The following is a 16079-nucleotide window of genomic DNA, read 5'->3' as shown; positions in this document are numbered from 1 at the left end:
GATTTCGGGCTTCGCGTTGGGGCGACCGGTCACAGCACCTTGGACAGGAACGCGCGGGTGCGTTCGTGCTGTGGATTGCCGATCACCTCGCGTGGGTTGCCGCTTTCGACGACCACGCCGCCGTCCATGAAGACCAGCGAGTCGCCGACCTCGCGGGCGAAGCCCATCTCGTGGGTCACGACGATCATGGTCATCCCGTCGTCGGCCAGTCGGCGCATCACCGCCAGGACGTCGCCTACCAGCTCCGGGTCGAGGGCTGAGGTCGGCTCGTCGAAGAGCATCAGCTTGGGGCGCATGGCCAGGGCCCGGGCGATCGCGACGCGCTGCTGCTGGCCGCCGGACAGCTGGTTCGGGTACGCGCCCGACCGGTCGGCCAGGCCCACTTTTTGCAGCAGCTCGCGCGCGTGGGTCCTGGCCGCCTCCTTCGACTCGCCCTTGACCCGGATCGGCGCTTCGACGATGTTCTCCAGCGCCGTCATGTGCGGGAAGAGGTTGAAGCGCTGGAAGACCATGCCGATCTCGGTGCGCTGCTGGGCCACCTCGCGCTCGGGCAGCTCGTGCAGCCGGTCGCCGCGCCGGCGGTAGCCGACCAGCTCGCCGTCCACGCTCAGCTGCCCTGCGTTGATCTTCTCCAGATGGTTTATACAGCGCAGGAAGGTCGACTTGCCCGATCCGGACGGGCCGATGAGGCACATCACCTCGCCCGGCAGGACCTTGAGCGTTATGCCCATGAGGACCTCGACGCGGCCGAAGGACTTGTGTACCTCCACGGCCTCGACCATGGGGGTCACGGGAGTCGTCATGGCGGGGGCGGCCGTGGCGGGGGCGGTTGCGGGGCTCGTCGGCGGCGGTTCCGGCGACGTGTCGATGCCGTCTTCGGGCACTGACGCGGTCATGCGCCTCCCCCTCCTGGTCCCGGTGCTGCTCCTCGCCCTGGTTCCGCTCCCGGCTGTTGTGCGATGGCTGGGACGGTGTGGCGGGGCCGCAGGTTGCGCGCGACGAACTCGCGCAGGCGCTGCGGCGGGGTCGGCGGCTGTTGGCGCACCGAGCCGCGGGCGTAGTAACGCTCCAGGTAGTACTGGCCCACCGTCAGGATGGACGTGACCACCAGGTACCAGATCGAGGCCACCACGAGCAGCGGGATGATCTTGTAGTTCGCGTTGTAGATCCGCTGCACCGACACCAGCAGGTCGAAGCCGCCGGTCGCGGAGACCAGCGAGGTGGTCTTGAGCATCGAGATGGTCTCGTTGCCGGTCGGCGGGATGATGACCCGCATCGCCTGCGGCAGCACGATCCTGCGCATGACCAGCAGCCTGCGCATGCCGAGCGCGCTGGCCGCCTCGGTCTGGCCCTCGTCCACGGCCAGGATGCCGGCCCGCACGATCTCCGCCATGTACGCCGCCTCGTTGAGCCCCAGCCCGAGGATCGAGGCCAGGAACGGCGTGATCAGGCTGTTGGTCGACCAGGTGTGCAAGCTCGGGCCGAAGGGGACGCCGACCGACAGCGTCGGGAAGAGCGCCGCGATGTTGAACCAGAAGATCAGCTGGACCAGCACCGGGGTACCGCGGAAGAACCAGATGTACACCCAGGCTGAGGACGAGACGATCGGGTTGTCCGACAGTCGCATCACCGCGAGCAGGACCCCGCCGATGACCCCGACCGCCATCGCGATCACGGTCAGCCAGAGGGTCGCGACGACGCCGTGCAGGACCTGGTCGTTGAACAGGTACTGCCGGATGATCCAGCCGTTCCAGTTCGTGTTGGTCGCCAGGTTGTGCGCCAGCATCGCCACCAGCACGGCGATCACCACGGCGGCGACCCACCGCCCCGGATGCCGCACCGGCACGGCCCGAATCGCTTCAGGCCGTGCCCGCTCGGCGACTTTCGTCGCGCTTGCTTGCTCGCTCACGAGCTCAGCTCGTCGCGCCATCGATCACCGGGTTGGTGATCGCGCCGGCCTGGATGCCCCACTTGGTCATGATCTGCGTGTACTGGCCGTTGGCCATCAGCGCCTTGAGCGCGGCGAGCACCGCCGGGGCCATGCCGTTGCCCTTGGGGATCGCGATGCCGTAGGGCGCGGTCCCGTACGGCTGCCCGGAGATGATGAACTTGCCGCCGGACTGCTGCGCCGCGTACGCCGCCACCGGTGAGTCGGCCAGCACACCGTCGGCGCGGCCGCTGGAGAGCGCCAGGTTCGCGCCGTTCTGGTCGTCGAAGGACAGCGTCTTCACCTCGGGCTTGCCGGCCGCCTTGCACTTCGCGGTGTCGGCCGGGATGTCGGTGCCCTCCTGCACGGTGCCCTTCTCCACGGCCATCGCCTTGCCGCACAGCGACAGGTCGGTCGTCGAGAGGTTCTCCGGGTTGCCCGCCTTGACCATCAGCGAGCTGCCCGCGGAGAAGTAGGTCACGAAGTCGACCGTCGCCTCACGCTGCTTGGTGTCGGTGAACGAGGACATGCCCAGGTCGTACTTGCCGGCCGCCATGCCCGGGATGATCGAGTCGAAGGTCACCTCCTGGATCGACACGCTCAGGCCCAGCTCCGTGCCGAGCGCCTTGGCCAGGTCGGCGTCCATGCCGATGATCGTCTTGCCGTCCTTGTCGAAGAACTCGTTGGGCGCGTACGAGGCGTCCGACGCCACGGTGAGCGTGCCCTTCGCCTTGACCGCGGCGGGTACCAGCGACTTCGGGTCCGATCCGGCGCTCGCCGACGGGCTGGAGCCTCCCGCCGGAGTGCTCGCCGGGTTGCTGGCGCAGCCGGCGGCGAGCAGGGCGGCGGAGGCGAGAAGAGCACTGGCCGCGACCGCGCGGCGCCCGATGTGCTGTGGCATGGGTCGATCAGCTTCCTTCACTGAGGTTGACGGTGCTGCCGCATGGTTTCACTTGGATATTGCAACCGGAAGAACCTTGTTCATCTTGTTGCCGGACGAGCACGGGATCGAGGCGTGGGAGGGGATGTTATCCGTTTCGTGATCTTTGGTGGACCGTTGCGAGCTGCGCGGTCGGCCGCGATCGTCCCACTCGAACGGCGTACTCCGCGCGGGTGAGAACACCGCCCCCTGTGCGAGTGCCCACCAAGCGGCGGCCGAGTGTCCGGCCAACGGCGCAACCCCCGGTCGAGCTGCGGCGCGACACGCGTATTTCACATAACGAGACGATCAAGTGTCGAGCAAACCCCTGCCCTTGCCGCAGGCGGAGCACTACTCTTCCCGGCAAATCCAAAGGATTCGCCTACGAGGCTTGGTCGGGGAGGCGGGCGTGCGGGTCACGCTCCCCTTCGGTGCCCCTGCCCCCAACGAGGGAGAGACGTATATGCGAACTACTTCGCTCTACAGACTGAGCGCAGTCGTCGCGGTCGGAGCGTTGACACTGGCCGGGTGCGGGTCCCGGGGTGGCAGCCCGGCCGCAGGCAGCAGCACCGGCGGCGGCGGGGGCACGGTGGTCGAGATCGGCGTGGACGCGCCGCTGACCGGCTCGCTGGCCGCGCTCGGCCTCGGCATCCAGAACTCCTCCGACCTCGCGGTCAAGACGGCGAACAAGACCAACGAGGTCCCCGGCGTCACCTTCAAGCTGGTGGCCAAGGACGACCAGGCCAGCCCGACCATCGGCCAGCAGAACGCCACCGCGCTGGTCGCGGACAGCTCCGTGGTCGGCGTGGTCGGCCCGCTGAACTCCAGCGTCGCGCAGTCGATGCAGAAGGTCTTCGACGACGCCAACGTGACCGAGGTCTCCCCGGCCAACACCAACCCGTCGCTGACCCAGGGCCCGAACTGGCAGACCGCCAAGGCCCGCCCGTACAAGTCCTACTTCCGCGTGGTGACCACGGACGCGATCCAGGGTCCGTTCGCCGCCGACTACGTCTACAACGACCTGCACATCACCAAGGTCGCGACGGTCAACGACGGCAAGACCTACGGCGCGGGCCTCGCGATGACCTTCACCGACGAGTTCAAGAAGCTCGGCGGCACCGTCACGGTCGCGCAGACGATCTCCGACACCAGCACCGACTACTCGGCGGTGGTCAACGCGGTGAAGAACTCCGGGGCGCAGCTGCTGTACTACGGCGGCGAGTACCCGCAGGGCGGCCCGCTCTCCAAGCAGCTCAAGGCGGCCGGCGCCAACATCCCGGTCATGGGCGGCGACGGCATGCAGGACCCGACCTACATCAAGCTGGCGGGCGCGGCGTCCAACGGTGACTACGCCACCGTCCCCGGCGCGCCGATCTCGACGCTGGCCTCCGCGAAGACCTTCATCTCCGACTACACCGCGGGCGGCTACTCCTCGCCCTACTCGGTCTACGGCGGTTACTCGTACGACGCGACCTGGTCGTTGATCGAGGCGGTCAAGTCGGTCGTCAGCGCCAACGGCGGCAAGGTGCCCAGCAGCTCGGCCGACTTCCGGCAGAAGGTCGAGACCGCCATGGCGAGCGTGGCCTTCGACGGGGTCACCGGCCACGTGTCGTTCGACCAGTACGGTGACACCGGCAACAAGCAGCTGACCATGTACAAGGTGGAGGCCGGCGCCTGGGACAACGGAATCAAGGTCGGCACCTTCAACGGCTGATCCCAAGAGACAGCCGAACGAGGACCCGGTCTCGAATGCGGAGGGCGGCTGCCACAGCGCCCTCCGCTGCATCGTGTTCGACCTCGTCCCCGTCCCGATCCGGAAGGACATCCCGTGACCACCACGGACTTCCTCCAGCTGGTGACCAACGGCATCGTGCAGGGCTCGATGTACGGCCTGATCGCCGTCGGCTACACGATGGTCTACGGCATCATCCAGCTGATCAACTTCGCCCATGGCGAGATCTTCATGTTCGGCGGCTTCGGCGCGCTGGCCGTCTACCTCTGGATCCCCTGGGTCCAGCACATTCCGCTGATCGCCGCGCTGCCCCTGATGCTGCTCGGCGGCATGACCGCCTCCGTGCTCATCGCGATGGGCGCGGAACGCTTCGCCTATCGGCCACTGCGCACGGCGCCACGACTGGCGCCGCTGATCACCGCCATCGGCTTATCCTTCGTGCTGCAACAGCTCGTCTTCCTGTGGTATCCGCAGCCGGCCGGTGGCACGGCCCACCTCGGCGTCACCGCGGCGGTGCCGTTCCCGAACTTCAGCGGCAAGCCCTTCAGCGTCGGCGGCGTGCTGCTCCAGCGCGCGGGTCTGCTCACAGTGGTCGTCGCCGTGCTCTGCATGGCGTACCTGGCGTACTTCGTGTCGAAGACGCGCACCGGCCGCGCGATGCAGGCGACCGCGCAGGACCCCGACACCGCGCGGCTCATGGGCATCGACACCGACCGGGTCATCGTCGTCGCGTTCGTTCTCGGCGGGGCGTTCGCGGCGGTGGCGGCGATCACCTACGGGCTGCGGTTCGGCCAGGTGACCTTCGACATGGGCTTCTCCGCGGGGCTGAAGGCGTTCACCGCGGCGGTGCTCGGCGGCATCGGCAACGTCTACGGAGCGATGGTCGGCGGTCTCGTGCTCGGCATCGCGGAGGTGACCACTTCGGGCGTGCTCGCGGACTACCACGTGACGTCCCAATGGGGCACGGCGTGGCAGGACGTCTGGGCGTTCGTGCTGCTGATCATCGTCCTGCTGGTCAGGCCGCAGGGCCTGCTCGGTGAGCGCGTCGCGGACAGGGCGTGATCCGGTGACGCTCGAAGCCTCCCTCGCCGGGCAGCCGCGCGTCTCGCCGTCCCTGGCCAAGGCGCTCGTCGCGCTCGGGACGGTTCTCACGCTGGTCTCGACCTTCCTGGCCTGGACCTGGACGCCGGACTTCCCGGGCGACCTGTCGGTCAACGGCTATCCGGGCGGCAACCAGTGGATCACGCTGGTTGTCAGCGTGCTGCTGCTGGTGGCCGTCGGCGTGTCGTACGACGTGCCGGGGCTGCGCTGGATCGCCCCTCGCGGACACGTGCGGCTGTTGCGCGGCCTCGCGCTGGCGAACCTCGTGTCCACCTGGTACGTGCTGCTCGCCATCGCCTTCGAGCTCAACGGCCTGGCGAACTGGGTGTCCGGGTCCTGGGTCGCCGCGATCGCGACGCTGTTGCCGGCCGCGGGCTCCTTCCTGCTGGCCGACGACCGGCGCGAGCCGCAACGGGCGCGGCCGCTGCCGCGCTGGGTGCAGGTGCCGATCATCTTCGTGGCGATCATGGTCGCAATGTTCGTCGCCGACTACGGGATCAGCACCGGCTACACCGAGGAGTTCGTCGGCTTCGCCTTCGCGATCGGCTTCGCCGCCTGGGGCCTGAACTCCAGCGGGGTGCTCACCCGGCTGACCGCGCTGACCGCGAAGAACCGCGTCGTGACCTCGCTGTCGGCGCTCGTCGCGGCGCTCGTCTTCGTGTTCATCCAGAACGGCGACGCCTACAACTCGGTCGCCGACGACATCCTGATCTTCGCGACCGTCGCGCTCGGACTGAACATCGTGGTCGGCCTCGCCGGACTACTCGACCTCGGATACGTCGCGTTCCTCGGTGTCGGCGCGTACACCGCGGCGCTGGTCTCCGGCGCGGCGTCCTCGCGGTTCCACGTCGCGTACCCGTTCTGGGCGCAGCTGGTGCTCGGCATCGTCGTGTCGATGATCGCGGGCGTCATCATCGGCGCCCCGACGCTGCGGCTGCGCGGCGACTACCTGGCGATCGTCACGCTCGGCTTCGGCGAGATCTTCCGCATCGTGGTCAACAACCTCAACGGCCAGTCCGGGCCGGACCTGACCAACGGGCCCGAGGGCGTCTACGGCGTGCCGGACCTCAAGCTGTTCGGGTACGACTTCGGCCGGACGCACACCCTGCTCGGCACGACCTTCGGCAAGTTCGGCAACTACTACCTGCTGCTGCTGGCCGCCATGGCGATCGTGGTGTTCATCTTCGCCCGGGTCAACGACTCGCGGCTCGGCCGAGCCTGGGTCGCCATCCGCGAGGACGAGACCGCGGCCGAGGCCATGGGCATCCACGGCTACCGGTTCAAGCTGCTGGCCTTCGGGCTCGGCGCGGCGCTGGCCGGCCTGGCGGGGACCATCAACGCGCACCTGCTCAACACGGTCACCCCGGACCAGTACAACTTCTCCGCCACCTCGCCGCCGAACTCCGCGTTCCTGCTGGCGGCGGTGGTACTCGGCGGCATGGGCACGATCACCGGCCCGCTGCTCGGCGCCGCGCTGCTCTACCTGGTGCCCTACAAGCTCCAGTTCTTCAACAACAAGCAGCTGCTGCTGTTCGGTCTGGCGCTGATCCTGATGATGCGCTTCCGGCCGGAGGGTCTGGTGCCCAGCCGACGGCGGCAGCTGGAGTTCCACGAGGAGCAGATCGCCGAGGCCGAGGCGCACGAGGCGGTCCTCGCCGACGCGCAGGGCGCCCAGGAAGAGGCAGGAGCCGCGGCGTGACCACGACGATGACGCAGCCGGACGGCGCGACGAGCACCGCGACTGTGCTCGAAGCCCGCGGGGTGACCATGCGCTTCGGCGGACTGGTCGCCGTGGACGGGGTCGACCTGCACGTGGCCGACCGGGAGATCGTCGGGCTGATCGGCCCGAACGGCGCCGGGAAGACCACCTTCTTCAACTGCCTGACCGGGCTGTACGTGCCGACCAGCGGCCAGGTGCGGTACAAGGGCGCGGTGCTGCCTGCCAAACCGTACCGGGTGACCCAGGCCGGCATCGCGCGCACCTTCCAGAACATCCGGCTGTTCGCGAACATGACGGTGCTGGAGAACGTCATGGTCGGCCGGCACAGCCGGACGAAGGAGGGCCTGTTCTCGGCGATCGGCCGCGGCCCGCGCTACCGCGCGGCGGAGCGCGACTCCCGCGACAAGTCCCGCGAGCTGCTGGACTTCCTCGGCATCGGCAAGCACGCGGGCTCGCTGGCCCGCAACCTGCCGTACGGCGACCAGCGCAAGCTGGAGATCGCCCGGGCGATGGCCAGCGACCCTGGCCTGATCCTGTTGGACGAGCCGACCGCGGGCATGAACCCGCAGGAGACCCGGGCGACCCAGGAGGTCGTGTTCAAGATCCGCGAGCGCGGCCTCGCCGTGATCGTGATCGAGCACGACATGCGGTTCATCTTCAACCTCTGCGACCGGGTCGCGGTGCTGGTACAGGGCCGCAAGCTGGTCGAGGGCACTCCGGCGCAGGTGCAGTCGGACGAGCGGGTGATCGCCGCGTACCTCGGCACGCCGGTCGCCGGGGACGGGGCCGAACCGGTCTCGCCGGACGGTAGTCCGCCTGCCTCCGATGCGGCGGGCACGGCGGCCGAGGACGAAGGGACGGCCTCCTGATGGCCCTGTTGGAGGTCGAGGACCTGCACGTCGCCTACGGCAAGATCGAGGCGGTCAAGGGGATCAGCTTCGCGGTGGAGCAGGGCCAGATCGTCACGCTGATCGGGACGAACGGCGCCGGGAAGACCACCACCCTGCGCACCATCTCCGGGCTGCTGCGGCCGTCGGCCGGGAAGATCTCGTTCGAGGGCAAGCCGATCCACAGCGTGCCCGCGCACCGGATCGTGCAGCTCGGGCTGGCGCACTCCCCGGAGGGAAGGCACATCTTCCCGCGCATGACCATCGAGGAGAACCTGCTGCTCGGCGCGTACCTGCGCAAGGACCAGAAGGTCGGCGAGGACATGGCCAAGGCGTACGCCATGTTCCCGATCCTCGGCGAGCGCCGCTCCCAGGCCGCGGGGACGCTCTCCGGCGGCGAGCAGCAGATGCTGGCCATCGCCAGGGCCCTGATGTGCAAGCCGCGGCTGCTGATGCTCGACGAGCCGTCGATGGGGCTCTCGCCGATCATGATGCAGCTGATCATGACGACCATCCAGGAGCTGAAGTCCGCGGGCACCACGATCCTGTTGGTCGAGCAGAACGCGCAGGCCGCGCTGTCGCTGGCGGACCATGGGCACGTGCTGGAGGTGGGCCGGATCGCGCTGTCCGGCCGCGGCTCCGACCTCATGCACGACGAGCAGGTCCGCAAGACCTACCTCGGCGAGGAGTAGCCGGCGGTAAAGCCGCGAAGCCGTCAACCGCCGCGGGCGGTCGGGATCGGAACGACGATCAGGGCCCGGATGTTCTGCCGGGACTCGTCAACGGATTCTCACCGTCCGCGCGGCTGGGGCAGACCGTGCGCAGCAGCCGGGTGAGGTCGCCCGAATAGCGGTCGCCCAGGATGGTGAAACGGTCGATGACGCCCACCGGGCCGTTCGCCACCACGTCCACGAAGCTCATCGACTCGCCGATCGGCACCACGGCGCAGTTGGTCACGGTCAGCTCCAGCTTGACGTTCGTTCCCCCTGCGGGCAGCGGCGTCATGGACTGCGCGGGCTCGGCGCGTGAGGTCACGCCGTTCTCGCTGACGTAGTAGTCCAGGATGCTGACCTGCGCTCCCGGCACCGGCGTGATGCGCAGATCCACCTCGATCCGGCGCTCCGGCAGCGACACCAGGTGCGAGCCCTGATAGCTGACCGTGACCACGAAGGCGGCGTAGTCCGGCGCGGAGAGGGTGACCGTCGGGCTGTTCGCGCCGCTCGAACCGGGGCGGTGCGTGGCGTACACCGCTGCGGCGAGGGTGACGACGGCCAGCGTGATCAGTGCGGCAGGCCGCAGATCGCGCGACCGGCCGGCAGGGGAGGCCGCGAAGCCCGGCGACGCCTCGTCGTCCTCGAACTCGATCTCCAACGCCGCCGCGCCGGTGCTCGTGCCCGCGTTCGCGTCCGTCCCCGCGTCCCCATCGCCGCCAGCCTTGCGCCTCATGCCTTCAGTGTGGCCGAAAGCGCGATAGACGGACTATCGTTCGAACCTCTCGCTTCAGCCGTTGCGGAGTCGACCACTCGCAGCGCTTATCACTCGGGGGCTAACCACCCGAGGCCAGCGCGCAATACGTCGTCCGGCCGTATCGCCACGGGGCGGGCAACTGTGCGGTCACCGGCAGCGAAACGTCTAACGTGTCCACGTTCCCCTGGCTGCTGCGCACGGTCAGCCGCACTGTGCTCGCCCCCGAACTCGGCGGCTTCGGGCCCGACCCGCTGGCACCCGGCCCCGGTGAGAAGCAGTCGTACCGCCCCCAGAGCACCAGTGTGATCTGCTGATGGGAGCTCAGGACGATTGGTGCGCCGAGATAACCCATTGGCAAGTCCGGTTGCTGGACTTTCGCCTGCGTGACCGTCACCGGGCTCTGCCCGGTATCGGTGATGTCGATCAGCAGATTGAGCCCGCCGTCGTCCTCGCTCGGTGAAAACGCGGCGTCGACCACGGAGACCGCCGAGTGGTCCGCTGCGCGTTGCGTCGCCTGCGCGGTCAGGGCGTCGCCGATCGCTGCGGATAAACCCAGCAGGGCTACCACTCCTGCGACCAGCTTGCGGTACCGGGTCGGTACCACGACCCAACGCCAGCTCGGCCGCCACCGTGGCCTCCGACCGGCCGACCCGTTCCAGATCGCCTCACGGTCACCGACCAACTCGGCCTCACCAGCCATCGCCGCTTCGCTGTCATCTTCGAACTCGATATATAGCTTCGGCGCTGATTCGTTACCGTCTCGTGATGAACGCACATCGCCAGGATGCGCCATCGCGCACCATAACGCCAGCAGTGCCCGATATCGCCCGCACTGGCAGTGGTCCCAGCGGTGGTTCCGGTGATGGTTTCAGTCACGGCTTCCGAATCAGACAGCTAATTCGCGCGGTGCACAGCCGCCGGTCCGCCTCGTCAGTGATGACGATCTCGTAAGTCGCCATCGAGCGCCCTAGGTAGAGCGGCGTCGCCGTTCCGGTCACCAGGCCGGAGCGAGCCGACCGGTGGTGCGTCGCGTTGATGTCCACCCCGACGACGACCGCGCCCGGCCCCGCGTGCAGCGCCGCGCCCACCGAGCCCATGGTCTCGGCCAGCGCGGTCGAAGCCCCGCCGTGCAGCAGACCGGCCGGCTGCGTGTTGCCCTCCACGGGCATCGTCGCCACCAGCCGCTGCGCGGAAATCTCGGTGAAGCGGATGCCGAGCTTCTGGCCCAGCCGCCCGCCGTCCGCGTAGACGTCGCGCACCAGGTCCTGGAACTTCCCGTCCTGGAAATCTCCGACCTCGCCCGACACCTGTGTTTCGCCCATGCCCCGGATCATCCTTTCGATCTCAATCACAAGGGGTCGTGCGGCCCGATGATGTCGGACCCAGCGCATAGGATCGCATTCGTGGAGACGACGGGAGAACGGCAGTGAGCGACAACACGAACCAGGCACCCCGCAAGCTCATGCTGCTCGACGGGCACTCGATGGCCTACCGGGCCTTCTACGCGCTGCCCGCGGAGAACTTCACCATCTCCACCGGACAGACCACCAACGCGATCTACGGCTTCACCTCGATGCTGATCAACGTGGTGCGCGACGAGGCTCCCACGCATCTCGCGGTGGCCTTCGACGTGTCCCGGTCAACGCTCAAGCGCACCGCGCTGTTCCCCTCGTACAAGGCCCAGCGCGCCGCGGCGCCCCCGGAGTTCGCCGGCCAGGTCGAGCTGCTGTCCGAACTGCTCGCCGCGCTGCACGTCCCGGTCTTCCGCAAGGAGGGCTCCGAGGCCGACGACCTGATCGCCACCCTCGCGACCGCGGCCGAGGCCGAGGGCTACGACGTGAGCATCATCACCGGCGACCGTGACGCGTTGCAGCTGGTCACCGACCGCGTCACCGTGCTCTATCCGCGTAAGGGCGTGGCCGACCTGCTGCGGTACACGCCCGAGAGCGTGGAGGAGAAGTACGGCCTCACGCCGCGGCAGTACCCTGACTTCGCCGCGCTGCGCGGCGACCCCTCGGACAACCTGCCGTCGATCCCCGGCATCGGCGAGAAGACCGCGGCCAAGTGGATCCGCGACTTCGGCTCGCTGGCCGCGCTGGTCGAGCGGGCCGCCGAGGTCAAGGGCAAGGCCGGCGAAGCCCTGCGCGACCATCTCGACCAGGTGCAGACCAACCGCCAGCTGACCGAGCTGGACCGGCACGTCGAGCTTGACCTGGGCCCGGCCGACCTTGAGCGCAGCCCCGGCGACACGGCCGCCGTGGACCAACTGTTCACCACGCTCGAATTCCGCGCCCTGCGCGGCCGGATCGGCGATGTCTTCGGTCTGGACGGCGCCGCCTCCGCCGAAAGCACCGCCGCCTCCGACGAACCACCCCTGGACACCGCGATCCTCACCACCGGCGAACTGGCCCCCTGGCTCGTCGCGCACGCCGCCTCCGACGCCCTGATCGGGATCGCCGCCGAAGGCCGCTGGGGCCGCGGCACCGGCGAACTCAGCGCGGTCGCCCTCGCCACCGGCGACGCGCACGCCGCCTATTTCCATCCGGCCGCTCTCGACCCCGCCGACGAGTCCGCTTTCGCCGCCTGGCTCGCCGATCCGGCGAGACCGAAGATCCTGCACGACGCCAAGGGCCCGATCCTGGCCTTCGCCGCGCACGGCTTCGAGCTCGCCGGGCTCGCCGGCGACACCGCGCTGGCCGCGTACCTCGTGCAGCCGGGCATGCGCACAGCCGAACTACCCGACCTGGTGCGCCAGTACCTGGGCCGCGAACTGGCCGCCGCCCAACCCGACGGCCAACTGGCCCTGGACGTCCTCTCCGCGACCGACACCGTCGCCGACAACGACAACGAGGCCTCACTCGCCCTGATGCGCACCGCCTCCGTGCTGGTCGAGCTGAACACCAGCCTCGAAGCGGAACTCGACCGCCGCGCCGAGTCCGCCCAGATCGCCGAGAACCTGCTGCGCAACGTCGAACTCCCGCTGGTCCAGCTGCTCACGCGGATGGAGCGCGCCGGGATCGCGGCCAACCGCGAGTACCTGTCCGACCTCGAAGTCGGATTCGCCGCCGACGTCAAGCACGCGGTCGAGGAGGCGCACTCCGCCACCGGCGTGCAGTTCAACCTCGGCTCGCCCAAGCAGCTGCAAGAGATCCTCTTCGACAAGCTCAACCTGCCGAAGACCAAGAAGATCAAGACCGGCTACACCACCGACGCCGACGCACTCCAGTGGCTCGCCACCCAGACCGACCACCCGCTCCCGGTCATCCTCCTTCGCCACCGAGACGTCAACCGGCTGCGCACCACCGTCGAGGGCCTGATCAAGACGGTGCTCGACGATGGCCGCATCCACACCACGTACCAGCAGATGGTCGCCGCGACCGGCCGCCTGTCCTCGGTGGACCCGAACCTCCAGAACATCCCGGTGCGCACCGAGGAAGGCCGCCGTATCCGAAAGGCCTTCGTCGCCGGCCCCGGTTACGACACGCTGATGACGGCCGACTACAGCCAGATCGAGATGCGCATCATGGCGCACCTCTCCGGCGACGAGAGCCTGATCGAGGCGTTCAACTCGGGTGAGGACCTGCACACCTCCGTCGCGTCGAGAGTCTTCAACCTCCCGCCCAAGCAGATCGACGGCGAGCTGCGCCGCAAGGTCAAGGCGGTCTCCTACGGCCTGGCCTACGGCCAATCCGCCTACGGCCTCGCGCAGAACCTCGGCGTGAGCAATGCCGAAGCGACTCGGATGATGGAGGACTACTTCGCCCGCTTCGGCGGCATCCGCGACTACCTGCACGCCGTGGTGGCCGAGGCCCGCAAGACCGGCTACACCCAGACCGTCCTCGGCCGCCGCCGCTTCCTGCCCGACCTGAACTCCACAAACCCGCACCTGCGCCAGATGGCCGAGCGGATGGCCCTCAACGCGCCGATCCAGGGCTCCGCCGCCGACATCATCAAGGTGGCGATGCTCAAGGTCGACGACGCCCTCACCGCGAACAACCTCAAGTCCCGCCTGCTGCTCCAAGTCCACGACGAACTCGTCCTCGAAGTGGTCAACGCCGAGCGCGAGCAGGTCGAGCACCTGGTCCGCCACGAGATGGGCTCGGCCTACGAACTGCACGTCCCGCTGGACGTCTCGGTCGGCTTCGGTAAGGACTGGCAAGCAGCCGGCCACTGAGCCGGCAGCCCGCCTACCTCGTGTTCGCGTGTGCCGAGCTCACGCTCCGTACGCCCGCTTGACGCTCGGCCGCTCTACTGGCCGGCTCCGCTGCGTTCCGCCGGACGCGCTTCGCGCTGATCTTGACCCGCACTCCCGCCTCCGCTCCGCTCCGCGGACTCCGGGGCGGGACTTCTCCCAGGATTTCTTGTCGGCGCGTGTCGAGAACGGGCGGTCGGCTCCGACCCATTGGCATCGGCGGCCAACGGGGCCGCCAACACGAGAGGAGTACGAGCGATGACCAAGGTGACCGCCCAGCTGTCGGTGTCCCTCGACGGCTTCTACACCGGGCCGCGGGACGCGCGGCGTCCCAAGGACATGAGCGGCTGGATGCAGGGGCCCGAGGCGCCCGGTTTCTTCCGGGTCACCCGCTGGGTCGTCAATGCCATGGCCTGGCGCGAGCGGCTGGGCTTCGCCGGCGGCGAGAAGTCGGTCAACTCGGAGATCATCGAGGAGACGTTCGCGGCGGCCGGTGCCTATGTCATGGGTCGGCGCATGTTCGACGCCGGCGAGGTCCCGTGGGGCGAGGAGCCGCCGTTCCACGCCCCGGTGTTCGTCGTCACCCACCGTCAGCGGGACGTGCTCGAACGCCAGGGCGGCACCTCCTTCACCTTTGTCACCGAGGGATTTGAGCGGGCCGTCGAGCTGGCCCGGGACGCCGCCGGTGGCAAGGACGTGCAGGTGGCCGGTGGCGGGGAGCTCGTGCGCCAAGTGCTGACCGCCGGGCTGCTCGACCAGCTTGAGTTGCACATCGCCCCGGTGCTGCTGGGCGACGGCCAGCGCCTGTTCGACCCCAGCCTCGGCCTCGGCGCCGACGACGGCATCGAGCTGATCCCGACCCGGGTCGTCGAGACGCCCGAGGTCACCCACATTCGCTATACCGTCACCGGCCGGTCGAAGCTGCTGTTGGACGATCGTGGCGCCAGCGGCGACCTGGTCGAACCGGCTCAGCCGGAGCAGTGAGAGGAGCTCGGCAGGAGGCGGGCAGGAGGCGGGCAGGCCGCCGCCCCCGCGCACCGCGAAAGCCTGGATGCCGTTGCCGTTGCCCCCCGACCCGCCAGATCGAGTGCACGGTGGATCGAGTGCACGGTGAATTCGCCGTCAAGGTGTCAATGCCGAGCGTGAGCCGGTCGAGCACCTGGTCCGCCACGGGATGGGTTCGGCTCACGAACCATGCGTCTCGCTCGACGTCTCAGTGGGCTTCGGCAACGACTGGCAGGCCGCAGGCCCACTGACGCGTGTGTCACGCGACATGATCGCTCGCGGATGCATGCGTTTGTAAGGCGCCCAGGGTGCGCTAGATCGGGAAGCGGCCTTGGCGCCAGTACCAGTGGCGGTCGGCTTTCAGGTGGTCGATGATCGCGCGCTGGAGCACGGTGCCGCGCGGCAGTTGGTCGAGCGGTGTGGTCAGGGTGCGGAACGCGAAACGCAGCACCTCGACGTCGCCGTCCAGCCCTTCCAACTCCTGGTAGGGCTCCAGCTCGAACCTGCGCTGGAATCGGGCGATGTTGCTGTCCTCTGGCAGGTATTCCAGCAGCTGCGGATCGAGCAGCCACGAACCGCAGGAGAACGCCGTGTAGCGCTCATCGGGAAAGTGGCGCGGGAAGAACGCGCGGGCCTCGTCGAGTGACGCCGCGACCGCCTGCGGGGTCAGCGGTCCTGCGTCGGGGATGTGGAGGTCGATGGCGGTGCCACCGCGCTGGTGTTGCAGTCGGCCCAGTTCGTAGAGGCCGCCGCGCGCGTGCAGCGTCAGCCAGCTCTGCATGACCGGCCAGCCTTCGCGGTGCATCCGCCGGTCGATCGCGAGATTGCGGCCCAGGTCTGCGAGGGTCGCCCACGACACGGAATCGGCGATGCCGTGGTCGCGGTGGTACCTCGTGACGACGTCAGCCAGGGCCAGGTACGCGTACACGTAGAGATGCCGCCACGCGGGACCCCGGTCACGCGGTAGTTCCGGACCGGGCGAGAGCCAGCCGTGGCCCCCGAGATCGGCGCGGACCAAGGCGATCGAGCGGTCGAGCAGCCAGCGCAGCTCCGCAGTCCACAGCGGGGAATCGGCGTCGGGCCAGCCCGCCATGATCTCGGCGGCGTCGTCCGGCCGCACCGCGAGCCG

General features: G+C 68.9%; 14 protein-coding genes. 7 read left to right on the top strand and 7 right to left on the bottom strand.

The window, feature by feature from the left end; all coding sequences use genetic code 11:
* Positions 1-29: 29 nt before the first annotated feature.
* From VGS97_RS24050 to VGS97_RS24040, 3 genes are all read right to left on the bottom strand, one after another.
* Positions 30-803: an amino acid ABC transporter ATP-binding protein gene (locus VGS97_RS24050; RefSeq protein ID WP_326855931.1), complete on the bottom strand. Its 774-nt coding sequence runs from the start codon at positions 801-803 to the stop codon at positions 30-32.
* A gap of 89 nt (positions 804-892) precedes the next feature.
* Positions 893-1930: an amino acid ABC transporter permease gene (locus tag VGS97_RS24045; RefSeq protein WP_414641817.1), complete on the bottom strand. Its 1038-nt coding sequence runs from the start codon at positions 1928-1930 to the stop codon at positions 893-895.
* On the bottom strand, positions 1914-2828 hold the full coding sequence (locus VGS97_RS24040) for an ABC transporter substrate-binding protein (protein WP_326855906.1): 915 nt from the start codon (positions 2826-2828) through the stop codon (positions 1914-1916). The genes VGS97_RS24045 and VGS97_RS24040 overlap by 17 nt, the downstream gene beginning before the upstream one ends.
* Positions 2829-3309: 481 nt before the next feature.
* Between VGS97_RS24040 and VGS97_RS24035 the strand changes: the two genes are divergently transcribed.
* From VGS97_RS24035 to VGS97_RS24015, 5 genes are all read left to right on the top strand, one after another.
* Positions 3310-4560, top strand: a complete 1251-nt coding sequence (locus VGS97_RS24035) for a branched-chain amino acid ABC transporter substrate-binding protein (protein ID WP_326855905.1) — start codon at positions 3310-3312, stop codon at positions 4558-4560.
* Positions 4561-4674: 114 nt separating this feature from the next.
* Positions 4675-5640 (top strand): branched-chain amino acid ABC transporter permease, encoded by a 966-nt coding sequence (locus VGS97_RS24030; protein ID WP_326855904.1) that lies wholly within the window; start codon positions 4675-4677, stop codon positions 5638-5640.
* Between the two features lie 4 nt (positions 5641-5644).
* Positions 5645-7378 carry a branched-chain amino acid ABC transporter permease gene (locus VGS97_RS24025; protein WP_326855903.1) on the top strand — a complete coding sequence of 578 codons (1734 nt, stop codon included), beginning with the start codon at positions 5645-5647 and terminating at the stop codon, positions 7376-7378.
* Positions 7379-7386: 8 nt separating this feature from the next.
* Complete coding sequence (locus tag VGS97_RS24020) at positions 7387-8268, top strand: ABC transporter ATP-binding protein (protein WP_414641819.1); 882 nt, start codon at positions 7387-7389, stop codon at positions 8266-8268.
* On the top strand, positions 8265-8978 hold the full coding sequence (locus VGS97_RS24015; RefSeq protein ID WP_326855930.1) for an ABC transporter ATP-binding protein: 714 nt from the start codon (positions 8265-8267) through the stop codon (positions 8976-8978). Before VGS97_RS24020 ends, VGS97_RS24015 begins: the two co-directional genes overlap by 4 nt.
* 58 nt (positions 8979-9036) lie before the next feature.
* Here the strand turns inward: VGS97_RS24015 and VGS97_RS24010 are convergent, their stop codons facing one another.
* The 3 genes from VGS97_RS24010 to VGS97_RS24000 form a co-directional block, all read right to left on the bottom strand.
* Positions 9037-9732, bottom strand: a complete 696-nt coding sequence (locus VGS97_RS24010) for a hypothetical protein (RefSeq protein WP_326855901.1) — start codon at positions 9730-9732, stop codon at positions 9037-9039.
* Positions 9733-9832: 100 nt separating this feature from the next.
* Positions 9833-10357: a hypothetical protein gene (locus VGS97_RS24005; protein ID WP_326855900.1), complete on the bottom strand. Its 525-nt coding sequence runs from the start codon at positions 10355-10357 to the stop codon at positions 9833-9835.
* Between the two features lie 268 nt (positions 10358-10625).
* On the bottom strand, positions 10626-11075 hold the full coding sequence (locus VGS97_RS24000; protein WP_326855899.1) for a hotdog fold thioesterase: 450 nt from the start codon (positions 11073-11075) through the stop codon (positions 10626-10628).
* A gap of 140 nt (positions 11076-11215) precedes the next feature.
* On the opposite strand from VGS97_RS24000, the gene polA reads away from it, so the two are divergent.
* Positions 11216-13927, top strand: coding sequence for a DNA polymerase I (polA, locus tag VGS97_RS23995; protein WP_349262243.1), 2712 nt, complete (start codon positions 11216-11218; stop codon positions 13925-13927).
* Positions 13928-14203: 276 nt separating this feature from the next.
* Complete coding sequence (locus tag VGS97_RS23990; RefSeq protein ID WP_326855897.1) at positions 14204-14929, top strand: dihydrofolate reductase family protein; 726 nt, start codon at positions 14204-14206, stop codon at positions 14927-14929.
* Between the two features lie 334 nt (positions 14930-15263).
* Here the strand turns inward: VGS97_RS23990 and VGS97_RS23985 are convergent.
* Positions 15264-16079 (bottom strand): acyltransferase domain-containing protein (locus VGS97_RS23985; RefSeq protein WP_326855896.1); only part of this gene is annotated, 816 nt, incomplete at its 5' end.

This window comes from Actinocrinis sp., from assembly GCF_035946395.1.
Lineage (GTDB): Bacteria > Actinomycetota > Actinomycetes > Streptomycetales > Catenulisporaceae > Actinocrinis.
This window is presented reverse-complemented; position numbering and strand designations above follow the sequence as displayed.

Excerpts from the sequence above, each read along its gene's own strand:
- VGS97_RS24045 (WP_414641817.1), bottom strand. The coding sequence starts at position 1,930 with ATGGCGCGACGAGCTGAGCTCGTGAGCGAGCAAGCAAGCGCGACGAAA.
- VGS97_RS24010 (WP_326855901.1), bottom strand. The coding sequence starts at position 9,732 with ATGAGGCGCAAGGCTGGCGGCGATGGGGACGCGGGGACGGACGCGAAC.
- polA (WP_349262243.1), top strand. The coding sequence starts at position 11,216 with ATGCTGCTCGACGGGCACTCGATGGCCTACCGGGCCTTCTACGCGCTG.
- VGS97_RS24035 (WP_326855905.1), top strand. The coding sequence starts at position 3,310 with ATGCGAACTACTTCGCTCTACAGACTGAGCGCAGTCGTCGCGGTCGGA.
- VGS97_RS24040 (WP_326855906.1), bottom strand. The coding sequence starts at position 2,828 with ATGCCACAGCACATCGGGCGCCGCGCGGTCGCGGCCAGTGCTCTTCTC.
- VGS97_RS24050 (WP_326855931.1), bottom strand. The coding sequence starts at position 803 with ATGACGACTCCCGTGACCCCCATGGTCGAGGCCGTGGAGGTACACAAG.
- VGS97_RS24020 (WP_414641819.1), top strand. The coding sequence starts at position 7,387 with ATGACGCAGCCGGACGGCGCGACGAGCACCGCGACTGTGCTCGAAGCC.
- VGS97_RS24000 (WP_326855899.1), bottom strand. The coding sequence starts at position 11,075 with ATGGGCGAAACACAGGTGTCGGGCGAGGTCGGAGATTTCCAGGACGGG.
- VGS97_RS23990 (WP_326855897.1), top strand. The coding sequence starts at position 14,204 with ATGACCAAGGTGACCGCCCAGCTGTCGGTGTCCCTCGACGGCTTCTAC.